At 65.2% G+C, this 12486-nt stretch carries 9 protein-coding genes; 3 read left to right on the top strand and 6 right to left on the bottom strand.

Translation table 11 applies throughout. The features are described from left to right. Positions 1-11: 11 nt before the first annotated feature. From JMJ54_RS01505 to JMJ54_RS01530, 6 genes are all read right to left on the bottom strand, one after another. Positions 12-2723 (bottom strand): nitrate reductase, encoded by a 2712-nt coding sequence (locus JMJ54_RS01505; protein ID WP_238999831.1) that lies wholly within the window; start codon positions 2721-2723, stop codon positions 12-14. Positions 2724-2740: 17 nt separating this feature from the next. Beyond that, positions 2741-3070 (bottom strand): nitrite reductase small subunit NirD, encoded by a 330-nt coding sequence (nirD, locus tag JMJ54_RS01510; RefSeq protein WP_203536179.1) that lies wholly within the window; start codon positions 3068-3070, stop codon positions 2741-2743. Beyond that, positions 3067-5514, bottom strand: coding sequence for a nitrite reductase large subunit NirB (gene nirB, locus JMJ54_RS01515; protein WP_203536180.1), 2448 nt, complete (start codon positions 5512-5514; stop codon positions 3067-3069). Before nirB ends, nirD begins: the two co-directional genes overlap by 4 nt. A 12-nt stretch (positions 5515-5526) precedes the next feature. Beyond that, positions 5527-6729: a nitrate/nitrite transporter gene (locus JMJ54_RS01520; RefSeq protein ID WP_203536181.1), complete on the bottom strand. Its 1203-nt coding sequence runs from the start codon at positions 6727-6729 to the stop codon at positions 5527-5529. Positions 6730-7028: 299 nt separating this feature from the next. Next, a complete protein-coding gene (locus JMJ54_RS01525; RefSeq protein WP_203536182.1) occupies positions 7029-8225 on the bottom strand; it encodes a CmpA/NrtA family ABC transporter substrate-binding protein in 1197 nt (398 codons plus the stop codon). An 11-nt stretch (positions 8226-8236) separates the two neighbouring features. Continuing rightward, complete coding sequence (locus JMJ54_RS01530) at positions 8237-8812, bottom strand: ANTAR domain-containing response regulator (RefSeq protein WP_238999832.1); 576 nt, start codon at positions 8810-8812, stop codon at positions 8237-8239. A 197-nt stretch (positions 8813-9009) separates the two neighbouring features. Between JMJ54_RS01530 and JMJ54_RS01535 the strand changes: the two genes are divergently transcribed. From JMJ54_RS01535 to JMJ54_RS01545, 3 genes are read left to right on the top strand one after another with little or no spacing between them, the layout of a single operon-like run. Next, positions 9010-10164 (top strand): cytochrome c oxidase subunit II, encoded by a 1155-nt coding sequence (locus JMJ54_RS01535; RefSeq protein WP_203536184.1) that lies wholly within the window; start codon positions 9010-9012, stop codon positions 10162-10164. A 9-nt stretch (positions 10165-10173) separates the two neighbouring features. Next, positions 10174-11916: a cytochrome c oxidase subunit I gene (gene ctaD / locus JMJ54_RS01540; RefSeq protein ID WP_203536185.1), complete on the top strand. Its 1743-nt coding sequence runs from the start codon at positions 10174-10176 to the stop codon at positions 11914-11916. Beyond that, positions 11913-12485, top strand: coding sequence for a cytochrome c oxidase subunit 3 (locus tag JMJ54_RS01545; protein WP_203536186.1), 573 nt, complete (start codon positions 11913-11915; stop codon positions 12483-12485). The genes ctaD and JMJ54_RS01545 overlap by 4 nt, the downstream gene beginning before the upstream one ends. Position 12486: the final 1 nt, after the last annotated feature.

Here is a 12486-nt window from a genome sequence, read left to right on the forward strand (position 1 = left end):
TGAATCCGCGTTCAGGCGGCCCGTGCGCCAGGCACGCACAGGCGTTTGATTTCGGGCACGCACGAACCGCAGACGGTGCCACAACCGAGTTCGGCCTTCAGTTGTTCAAGACCGGCACCAGCCGCAGCGCGGCCGGCGATTTGCGATTCGCGCACCTGCATGCAGTTGCAGACCACCCGATCACGCGGCACGGTGCTTGCGCCCTTAGGCGCAAACACCGCCAGTCGCGGCCCCTGCCAGACCTCGCCGGCGAGCAAGGTATCGAGCAGTCCCTCGGCGCCGGACACATCGCCAGCAAACACGAAGCCGGCCAGCACGCTGCCGCCTTCATCCCGCGAACGCCAGCCGACCCGCTTGACCAGATTGCGCCGCGCGTCGCGATACTCGAGTACGTCAGCGCCCGGTTGCAGCTCGAGCGCAGCGAACAGATTTTCCAGCCAGCCGGCCGGTGCTTCGGCACACGCGGCGCGTAGTACCAGCGTGTCGCGCCCCTGCAGGCTGATCGCGGCGTAATCGCAGTCGGCCAGCAACGGCTGCACCGCCGCGTGCAGCTGCAATACATCCGGACTGCGCAACGCCGCCATTGCCCGCCATGGCAGCTCGGCCCGCTCGATCCGGACCGCGGCATGTTTGAGCTCGGGCTGGAACGAACGCGCGTCGACCATCGGCACGCTGGTTTCGTTGATGCCAAGCGAGTTGAGGAACTGGCCGTTCCAGTGCATCGCGGCGAAGACGCTACCGCTCGGCACGTCATTGCCGATCGCCAGCGGCAGCACCAGTGCGCCACGCTTGCTGGCCACCCGCACCAGATCGCCGGCCTTCAGGCCACGGCGCTCGGCATCGTGCGGATGCATCGTCAGGCTCGGCTCGGGTGTGTGAGCGAACAGCTGCGGCAGCCGTCCGGTACGGCTCATGCCGTGCCACTGGTCGCGCAAGCGGCCGGTGAGCAGATGAAACGGATAGCGGGCATTGGTCGGCTCGGCGACCGGTTTGTACGGCGTAGCATGAAAGCGCGCGCGGCCATCCGGCGTGGCAAAGCCGCCGTCCACATAACGCCGCGCCAGCCCCTGACGCATGCCGGCCGGCAGCGGCCATTGCTGCGGGCCATGCGATTCGAGCAGCGCGTAGTCGAGGCCGCCGATGTCGAGGTCACGCCCCACCGTCAGCCTGCGGTGCTCGTCGAAAATCGCCGATGTTTCCACATATGCGAAACCCGCTGCTTCATCCGGGTACAGTCGTGCCGCAATCCGTTTCGCGACTTCGCACGCAATCCACCAGTCGGGCCTCGCCTCGCCCGGTGCGGCGACTGCGGCGCGGACGCGCGAGATCCGACGCTCGGAATTGGTCACCGTTCCGGCCTTCTCGCCCCAGGTCGCGGCCGGCAGCAGCACATCGGCGTACGGTACGGTGTCGGTATTGGTGAATGCCTCCTGGACGACGACGAACTCGGCCATTTCGAGCGCCTCGGCTACCTTGCCGGCGTCGGGCAGCGAATGCGCCGGGTTGGTACAGGCGATCCACACCGCCTTGATCCTGCCGTCCCGGATCGCGTCGAACATCGCCACCGCCGGCAAGCCCGGCTGGTTCGACAACCGCCCGGCCGGCACGCCCCAGACCTCGGCAACCTCGGCGCGGTGCGACGGGATCGCGATGTCGCGATGCGCGGCGAGCATCGTCGCCATGCCGCCGACTTCGCGCCCGCCCATCGCGTTCGGCTGGCCGGTCAGCGAGAACGGTCCGGCGCCGGGCTTGCCGATCTGGCCGGTGGCCAGGTGCAGATTGATCAGAGCCAGATTCTTGTCGGTGCCGTGCGCCGACTGGTTCAGCCCCATGCAGTACAACGAGAGCGAGGCACCGCCGCTGGCGCCGAACCATTCAGCCGCCTGGATCAGGTCGGCTTCGAGTATCCCGCACAGCTCCGCCGCCATCTTGGGCGTGTAATCGCGCACCAGTTTTTTCAGCTCGGCAAAGCCGGCGGTGTGCGCGGCGATGTAGGCCGGGTCGACCAGTCCTTCCCAGATCAGGTGGTGCAGCATGCCGTTGAACAGCGCAACGTCGGTGCCGGGCTGGATTTGCAGATGCAGGTCGGCCATCGCCGCCGTATCGGTACGGCGCGGATCGATGACGACCCACTTCGTCGCCGGCCGTGTCGCCTTGGCCGCCTCGAGCCGACGGAACAGCACCGGGTGCGCGTACGCCATATTGCTGCCGGCGAGCAGCACGCAATCGGCAAGTTCGAGGTCCTCATAACACGTCGGCGGACCATCGGCACCGAGCGCCAGTTTGTATGCCGTGACGGCGCTGCTCATGCACAGCCGCGAGTTGGTATCGATGTTGTTGGTACCGACGACGCCCTTGGCGAGCTTGTTGAAGACGTAATAGTCCTCGGTCAGCAGTTGGCCCGACACGTAGAACGCCACCGCATCCGGGCCGTGACGCTCGATGATGTCGGCAAAGCGCTCGGACACCGTGTCGAGCGCGGCATCCCAATCGATGCGCTGACGTTCGGCATCACGCGTCAGCCGCATTTCCGGATACAGCGCACGACCGGTCAGGCTGGCCGCAGTCGCCGGCAGGGTCATACCCTTGGTGCACAGCCGGCCGAAATTGGCCGGGTGCGAGGGATCGCCCTGAATGCCGGTGATCCGGTCGCCGTCCGACTCGATCAGCACGCCACAGCCGACGCCGCAGTAACAACACGTGGACTTCGTGACCGTTTTCATCGCCATGCTCCCCGTCCTTACCCCAACGCCAGATAGACGTCGCCGTTCTCTACCTTCGCCGGAAAGCGCCGCGCACAACCGACATCGGGCGCCCTGGCCTCGCCCGAGCTCAGGTCGATGTTCCAGCTGTGCAGCGGGCACGTCACCGTCTCGCCGTGAACGATGCCCTGGCTCAAGGGCCCGGCCTTGTGCGGGCAGCGGTCGAGCAAAGCGAACACGTTGTCGGTTGCGGTACGGAACACGGCGATATTGCCGGCGTCGCGCTCGACCACCCGGCTGCCGAGCACCGGGATATCGGTGACCGCGCAGACGCGCAGCCATTGTTCGGTGTTCAGCGGGGCATTCATGCCGGTTCTCCTGCGGTCACGAGTTTGATCGGGATGTACTCGTTCTTCTGCGCGCCGGCGATCCGCGCCGCCCATGGGTCGGGCAGGCCTTCGAGCGAGTACAGCAGCCGCTCGTACAGCGCCTTGCGGTTGGCTGCGTCGTCGACAACCCGTTGCTTGATGTAGTCGAGGCCGACGCGGGCGATGTAATGCACGGTGCGGTCGAGGTAGTACGCCTCTTCGCGGTAGAGCTGCAGGAAGGCGCCGCTGTATTCCTTCACCTCGTCGCTGGTTTTTACTTTGCAAAGAAACTGCGCGACCTCGGTCTTGATGCCACCATTGCCGCCGACATACAGCTCCCAGCCGCTGTCGACGGCGATCACGCCGACGTCCTTGATCCCCGATTCGGCGCAGTTGCGCGGGCAGCCGGAGACCGCGAGCTTGACCTTGTGCGGCGACCACATGTTCGCGAGCATGGTTTCGAGGTCGATGCCCATCTGGGTGCTGTTCTGCGTGCCGAAGCGGCAGAACTCGCTGCCGACGCAGGTTTTCACCGTGCGAATCGACTTGCCGTAGGCGTGGCCGGACTGCATGCCGAGGTCCTTCCAGACACTGACAAGGTCTTCCTTCTTCACGCCCAAAAGGTCGATGCGCTGGCCACCGGTGACTTTGACCATCGGCACGTGGTACTTGTCGGCAACGTCGGCAATCCGCCGCAACTCGGATGCATTGGTCACGCCGCCCTTCATTTGCGGAATCACCGAGAACGTGCCGTCCTTCTGGATGTTGGCGTGAACGCGCTCGTTGACGAAGCGGCTTTGCGGATCGTCGACGGCCTCCTTCGGCCAGGTCGAGATCAGGTAGTAGTTGACCGCCGGCCGGCATGTTGCGCAGCCGTTCGGCGTGCGCCATTCGAGGAAGTCGTAGACGGCCTTGTGCGACGTCAGATGGTGTTCGCGGATCGCCTTGCGCACCTCGCCATGGTTGTGGTCGGTACAGCCGCACACCGCCTTGGTCTTCGGCGTTTCCTGGAAACTGCTGCCCAGCGTGTTCATCAGGATCTGCTCGACCAGGCCGGTGCACGAGCCGCACGAGCTGGCCGCCTTGGTGTGCTTCTTGACGTCGTCGACGGTGAACAGGCCCTTGTCCTTGATCGCCTTGACGATGCTGCCCTTGCACACGCCGTTGCAGCCGCAGACCTCGTCGCTGTCCTGCATCGCGCCGGCGCGGCTCTGGCCCTGGACGCCGGCGTCGCCGATCGCCGACTCGCCGAACATGATGTGGTCGCGCAGGTCCGCGATCTTGCGTCCCTCGCGCAACAGCTTGAAGTACCACGCACCGTCCGCGGTATCGCCGTACAGGCAGGCACCGACGAGCTGGTCGTCCTTGATCACCAGCTTCTTGTAAACGCCGCCGGCCGGGTCGGACAGCACGATGTCCTCGGTGCCCTCGCCGCCCATGAAATCGCCGGCGCTGAACAGGTCGATGCCGGTGACCTTGAGCTTGGTCGACAGCAGCGAGCCCTTGTACTGGCCGATGCCGAGCTGCGCCAGATGGTTGGCGCAGACCTTGGCCTGCTCGAACAGCGGCGCGACCAGACCGTAAGCCACGCCACGGTGGCTGACGCATTCGCCGACGGCGTAGATGCGCGGGTCAAAGGTCTGCAGCGCATCGCTGACGACGATGCCGCGGTTGCAATGCAGCCCGGCGCTTTCCGCCAGCGCGGTGTTCGGGCGGATGCCGACGGCCATCACCACCAGATCGGCAGCGACTTCGTCGCCGTCCTTGAAACGCACCGCGGTCACTTCTCCGGCGTCGTTACCGACGAGCTCGGCGGTCTGCTTCTGCAGCAGGAAGGTCAGCCCGCGCTCCTCAAGCGAGGTTTGCAGCAACTGGCCGGCGGTCACGTCGAGCTGCTTGTCGAGTAGCCACTCGCCCAAGTGCACGACGGTGACATCCATGCCGCGGATCTTCAGCCCGTTGGCTGCCTCGAGCCCCAAGAGGCCGCCACCGATGACGACGGCGTGCTTCTTGGCCTTGGCGGTAGCGATCATCGTTTCGGTATCGTAGATGTCGCGGTAGCTGATCACGCCTTTCAGGTCCTTGCCCGGCACCGGCAGGATGAAGGGCATCGAACCGGTCGCCAGCAGCAAGCGGTCGTACGGCTCCTCGGTGCCGTCGTCGGCGACGACGGTACGGCGGTGCCGGTCGATCCGCGCGACGCTCTTGCCCAGATGCAGCCGGATGCCGTTTTCCTCGTACCACGACAGCGGGTTCAGGACGATGTCCTTGAACTCCTGCTCGCCGGCCAGCACCGGCGAGAGCAGGATGCGGTTGTAGTTCGGGTACGGTTCTGCACCGAGCACGGTGATCTCGTACAGATCGGGCGCCAGCGTCAGCAGTTCTTCGACGGTGCGGATGCCGGCCATGCCGTTGCCGACGACGACGAGTTTGGGCTTTTTCATTGTGGTTTCTCCTTAAACACGCGCTGCGGCAACGGTCCAGTCGCTGCGCCACCGCTGCTTCACACCGGCCAGACTCATCCAGCCCAGCGCGGCGATGCAGGCGAACAGCCACAGCCCGGTCGCGTAATCGCCGGTGGCCTGCTTGATCGCACCGAGGCTGGCTGCCAGCGCAAAGCCACCAACACCACCGGCCATGCCGATCAGCCCGGTCATCACGCCGATTTCCTTGCCGAAGCGTTGTGGCACCAGCTGGAACACCGCGCCGTTGCCGGCCCCGAGACAGAGCATCGCGGCAATGAACAGTGTCACCGCACCGGCCGAACCGCCGACGTTGAAACCGGCCAGCGCAATCAGCAAGGCGGTGGCGGTGTAGACGACGAGCAGGGACTTGGTGCCGCCGACCTTGTCGGCCAGCACGCCGCCGATCGGGCGCATCACCGAACCGGCCAGCACGCAGGCGGCGGTATAGAGGCCGGCGGTTCTGGCATCGAAGCCGAACTGGTCATGGAAGTAGCCGGGCAAGGCACTGGCAAAGCCCGAGAAGCCGCCGAAGGTGATCGCATAGAAGAACATGAACCACCACGCGTCCTTCTCGCCGAGCACGGCGAGGTAGTCGGCGAGTTTCTTTTTCGGCGCGGCACCCGGCGCATCCTTGGCGTTGAGGGCATAAACAATCAGCGTGATCACCAGCGGAATGCATGCCAGACCGAAGACGTTTTGCCAGCCGAACGCCACTGCCAGCAGCGGCGCAAACAGTGCGGCCAGCACGGTGCCCGAGTTGCCGGCACCGGCAATGCCCATCGCCGTGCCTTGATGCTCGGGCGGATACCAGCGCGAAGCCAGCGGCAGGGCGACGGCAAACGACGCACCGGCCACCCCGAGGAAGAGCCCCAGCGTCAGCGCACCGGTCAAGGTCGAGAAGCCGACTTGCCACGCCGTCAGCAGCGCAGCGATCACGATCACCTGTCCGATCAGCCCCGCATGTTTGGCGCCGATCCGGTCGACGACAACCCCCATCACCAGCCGCAGGATCGCGCCGGCCAGAATCGGCGTGGCGACCATCAGCCCGCGCTGCTGCGTGGTCAGGTGCAGATCGCCGGCGATCTGTACCTGCAGCGGCCCGAGCAGATACCAGACCATGAAACTGAGGTCGAAATACAGGAAGGCGGAAAACAGCGTCGGCGTATGCCCTGCACGCCAGAAGGAACGGTTCATGACAATCTCCCAAGCAGGAAAACAAAAACGGCATCCGTCCATGTCGCGAAACATGGAGGGACGCCGTTGTCCTTGAAGCTGAAAACCGCCGTTGGCCTTCACTTCCGATTTGGCGAGCGGCACGCCGTTGTGCCACTCACTTCATGTTCAGCAAGGGCCGTGCCAGATCATGGTTTTCGTTCACGCTCGGAATTTGCTGGGTTTCCGGGACAACTCGTCCCGGCATGGCGCACTGCATCGGTGCAAATGGCAGCCCGCGCGCACAGCATTTGCGCACCGCAACATCGCAGGTCGGCGCTTCAGCGCCGCCCGTCGCCGATCCCGCCAACGCCGGCATCGGCACGAATTTCGAATCCGTCCGCATAACCCTGCGGATCGCTGCCGTCCCAGCCCCTGTCGTCGATCAGCGTGCTGCTGCGCATCGGGCTGGCTGGCTGCAATACGCCCAGCGCGGAGGCGGCTTCGTCGTAAAGCGCGGTCTGATTGACCGCACGCACCACAGCCGCCATGTCGACCTGCTGCGACAGCAAGCCCCAACGGCGGTACTGGCTGAGGAACCACAGCCCGTCCGACAGATACGGGTAGTTGACGCTGCCGCCTCCGAAGAAGCGCATCAGCGGCGCAGTGTCGCCGAGACGACCATAGTCGCCAAGCAAGCGCGGCATGATCAACTGGCTGGCCCGGCCGACATAGCCGGGCCCGGACAGCCAGCCCGCGGCCTCGCGCCGGTGTTCGAGGTCGTCGAGCCAGCGGCAGGCTTCGAGCAGCGTCATCGTCAGCGCACGGGCGGCATTCGGATGGCGGGCAACGAAGTCACGCCGGCAGGCCAGCACCTTTTCCGGATGATCGGGCCAGATTTCGCCGCTGCGGATCACCGTGCGGCCGTGCCCTTCCGCTTCGGCAACCGCGTGCCACGGCTCGCCGGCGCAGTAGCCGTCGAGTACGCCTGATGCCAGCGCATCGCTCATCTGCGGCGGCGGGATCACCACCGGTTTCACGTCGGCGAGCGGGTGGATGCCCTGTGCCGCCAGCCAGTAATACAGCCACATCGCGTGCGTGCCGGTCGGGAAGGTCTGCGCGAACACCGGGCGACGCGTCCCGGCCGCAAGCAGCTCGCGCAGCCCGCGGCCGGCCTGCAACGCGTCGGCGAGGCGGTTCGACAGCGTGATCGCCTGACCGTTCTGGTTCAGCGTCATCAGTACGGCCATATCGGCCTGCGGCCCGCCGATGCCGAGTTCGACGCCGTAGACGAGACCGTACAGCGCATGCGCGGCATCGAGCTCACCCGAAATCAGCTTGTCGCGTACCGCCGCCCATGATGGCTGGCGGTAGAGTTCGATCTCGATGCCGTGCGCGCGGCCAAGGTCGAGCACCTTGGCCGCGACCAGCGGTGCACAGTCGGACAGCGGCACGAAACCGAGCTTGAGCACCGTTTTTTCGGGCGCGTCGGACCCGGTGATCCGGTAGCCCGGCAGCGATTCGTAGAGGTGGGACATGTGTTCTTCCTTCAGCCGAGCAGCTCGGCCATCGCGATCAGTTGGCGCGCTACGTCGGCGATCCGGCTCCCCTGCTTCATCGCCTGCTCGCGCAGCGTGGCATAGGCTTCGGCCTCGCTCAGCCCCCGCTTGTCCATCAGCACGCCCTTGGCGCGGTCGATCAGCTTGCGGTCGGCAAGCTGCTGCTCGGCGTTGGCGAGGCGTTTTTTCAGCCGCGCCTCTTCCTCGAACCGAGCCAGCGCCACCTCGATGATCGGTGCGAGCCTGTCGGCACCGACGTGATCGACCACATACGCGGTGACACCGGCACCAACCGCATCGCGGATCGCCTGCGGCTCGCTGCGGTCGGCGAACATCACCACCGGCCGCGGTGCGGCGTGGCCCATCACCGCCAGTTGCTCGAGCGTGTCGCGCGACGGCGATTCGGTATCGATGATCACCACATCGGGGCGCTGCGTTTCCACCGCATGCAGCAAGGCCGCCGCACCGTCGACCTCGGCGATCACCGCGTAACCGGCGTGCTCGAGCGCATCGCGCAATTCACCGATGGGCTTGGCAGTGTCGTTGACGAGCAGAACGCGGAGCATGGAGGCAGGACTTTGCATAGGAACCAGCATAGTCCAAGCAAGTTGCGTGCCGACCCTCGCACCTGATACCGGGTTGCAGGCCGTCGCCCGGTTTGCCGCTGCGGCCGGTGCACCGGTCACGATGTGCTAGCGTGAAACGACGTACGCGGCCCGCAGCAAACTCCGGTTGCACGGGCACGGCAGCAGGCAGACACCCCATGGCGCTCGCAATCGTACTGGTCGCACTGGTCATCTCCGCAGTCCTGTTCCACGCCTTCAGCCCGTGGTGGTATACGCCGCTTGCCTCCAACTGGGCGCTCATCGACACGACGCTGTCCATCACCCTGCTGATTACCGGTGCGGTCTTCATCGCGGTGAACGTCTTCATCGCCTGGTGCATCGTCCGTTTCCGCCATCGCGACGGCCATCGCGCGGCCTTCCAGCCGGACAACCGCAGGCTGGAGCGCTGGCTGATTGCGCTGACCGGGGTAGGCATCGCCGCCATGCTGACACCCGGGCTGTTCGTCTACGCAGACCTGATCCGCCCCCCCCCTTCCGCAGCCGTCATCGAGGCCATTGGCCAGCAGTGGCAATGGCGCTTCCGCCTGCCCGGCCCGGACGGTCAGCTCGGCTCGACCGACGTGCGCTTCATCGGTCCGAGCAACCCGTTCGGTCTCAATCCGGCCGACCCGCGCGGACGCGACGACATCCTGATCAGCGAGCCGGAGGTACACGTTCAGGTCAATCAGCCGGTGAAGATCCTGCTGCGCTCGCAGGATGTGCTGCACGACTTTTTCGTCCAGCCCTTCCGGACCCGGATGAACATGGTGCCGGGCATGGTGACGTCGTTCTGGCTCACGCCGACCAAAACCGGGCGGTACGAGATACTGTGCGCCCAGCTGTGCGGCGTGGGGCACTTCAACATGCGCGGCCATGTGGTCGTCGACGATGAAACGGGCTATCGGGCGTGGCTGGGCAAACAGCGCGTGACGCTTGCGTCATTCACGCCCCCCCCCCGAACGACATCGACAGCAATGGCCGGCGGATCTCCCACCACCGCCTTGGTAAGCCAGGGTCAGGCGCTGGCACAGAGCAAGGGCTGCGTGGCCTGTCACAGCCCGACCACCAGTGCCGGTGTCGGTCCGGGCTGGCAGGGTCTGTACGGCAAGCACGAGCGGCTGGCGGGTGGCACGATGGCCCTGGTCGACGAGGCCTACCTCAGGGAAGCGATCACCGTACCGAACTCGAAACTGGTCGAGGGCTTCCAGCCCGTGATGCCGAAAATCGACCTGAACGATCAGGAAGTGAACGCTCTGATCGCCTACATCAGGTCGCTGTCCACCAAGCCTGCGGCGACCACCGCGCAGCAGTGAGGAAGCGCCATGGCCTATCCGGAACATGAACACGCGCCGCACAGCTTCTGGACCCGCTATGTATGGAGCCAGGATCACAAGGTGATTGCGGTGCAGTACACGATCACGGCGATCGCGGTCGGGCTGGTGGCGCTGGTGCTGTCCAACCTGATGCGCTTGCAGATCGGCTTCCCCGGCCGCTTTGCCTTCATCGACGCCAATCACTATTACCAGTTCGTCACCATGCACGGAATGATCATGGTGATCTACCTGCTGACCGCGCTCTTCCTCGGCGGCTTCGGCAACTACCTGATCCCGCTGATGGTCGGCGCGCGCGACATGGTGTTTCCCTTCCTCAACATGCTCAGCTACTGGATGTATCTGCTGGCAGTCGTCGTGCTGATGGGCAGCTTCTTCGTGCCCGGCGGGCCGACCGGTGCGGGCTGGACGCTGTATCCACCGCAGGCCATCCTGCCCGGCACGCCAGGCAGTGGCGGCGGCATCGTGCTGATGCTGGTGTCACTGGCGATCTTCATCGTTGCGGCGACGATGGGCGGGCTCAATTACGTGACGACGGTGCTGCAGGCCCGCACGCGCGGGATGACGCTGATGCGGCTGCCGCTGACCGTATGGGGGATCCTCGTCGCCACCATCATGGCGCTGCTGGCGTTTCCGGCACTGTTCGTCAGCGCGGTGATGATGCTGTTCGACAAACTGCTGGGCACCAGCTTCTTCATGCCCGCCGTGGTGTCGATGGGCCAGGCACTGGCGTACAAGGGCGGCAGCCCGATCCTGTTCCAGCACCTGTTCTGGTTTTTCGGCCACCCCGAGGTCTACATCGTCGCGCTGCCGGCGTTCGGCATCGTCTCCGACCTGATCAGCACGCACGCACGCAAGAACATCTTCGGCTACCGGATGATGGTGTGGGCCATCGTCATCATCGGCGTACTCAGCTTCGTCGTGTGGGCGCACCACATGTATGTCAGCGGGATGAACCCCTGGTTCGGCTTCTTCTTCGCCACCACCACGCTGGTCATCGCCGTCCCGACTGCGATCAAGGTCTACAACTGGCTGCTCACGCTCTGGCGTGGCGACATCCACCTGACCGTACCGATGCTGTTCGCCATCGGCTTCGTCAGCACCTTCGTGATCGGCGGCCTGACCGGGCTTTTCCTCGGCAACGTCAGCACCGACATGCCGCTGTCGAACACCTACTTCGTCGTCGCCCATTTCCACATGGTGATGGGGGTGTCGCCGATTCTGGCGATCTTCGGCGGCATCTATCACTGGTACCCGAAAGTGACCGGCCGAATGATGGACGACACGCTCGGCAAACTGCATTTCTGGGTGACCTTCGTCGGCAGCTACGCCATCTACTTCCCGATGCATTACCTCGGCATTCTCGGCATGCCGCGCCGCTACTACGCCTACGACAACTACGCCTTCATTCCGCCGTCGGCACAGCAGCTGAACGCCTTCATCACCGTCGCCGCGCTGGTCGTCGGCGCCTTCCAGCTGGTGTTCCTCTACAACCTCGCCCGCAGCGCGTTCAACGGCAAGCCGTCCGGCTCCAATCCCTGGGGCTCGGCCTCTCTGGAATGGCAAACGCCTGAAAACCCGCCCGGTCACGGCAACTGGGGGCCTGCGCTGCCAGAAGTGCACCGCTGGCCGTACGACTACAGCGTGCCGGGTGCGGAAGCGGATTTCCTGCCGCAGACCTCGACCTCCCCACTGGGGGGCGATGATGCGAAGCCTGACAAGGACACGCCATGAACGATGCCACCCTCGCGCGCCCTCCTTCCGATGCCGCAGCCCGGCTCGGGCTATGGGTGCTGATTGCCGTGATCACCGTCCTGTTCCTGCAGGTCATCCAGGCCTACGCGGTGCGTTCGGACAGCATCGACTGGCAACGCCTGCCGGCCCTCCCGCTGCTGGGCTGGAACACGCTGACGCTGCTGCTGGCCAGCATCGCCCTGCAGGCCGCCGCCACGCACCAGCGGCGCAGAATCGCTTTACGGGCCGCAGGCCTGTTCGCGTGCGCCTTTCTGATCGGCCAGTTGGTGGCCTGGCAGCAGATGCGGTCGGCGGGATTCCTCGTGGCGGGCAACCCGGCCAACAGCTTCTTTTACCTGCTCACCGGCATGCACGGCGTGCATGTGCTGGGCGGGCTGATCGCGTGGGGATTACTGATGATCCGTGCAAGGCAAGGTGCTGACATCACGTCGGGAACACGCTTGTGTGCACGCTACTGGCACTTCCTGCTGCTGGTCTGGCTGCTGCTTTACAGCGTGCTGTTCCTGATCCCGCCCGCCACGCTGCAGGTCATTTGCGGTGGTGGCTGAT

This window comes from Jeongeupia naejangsanensis (assembly GCF_016865585.1).
GTDB lineage: Bacteria > Pseudomonadota > Gammaproteobacteria > Burkholderiales > Chitinibacteraceae > Jeongeupia > Jeongeupia naejangsanensis.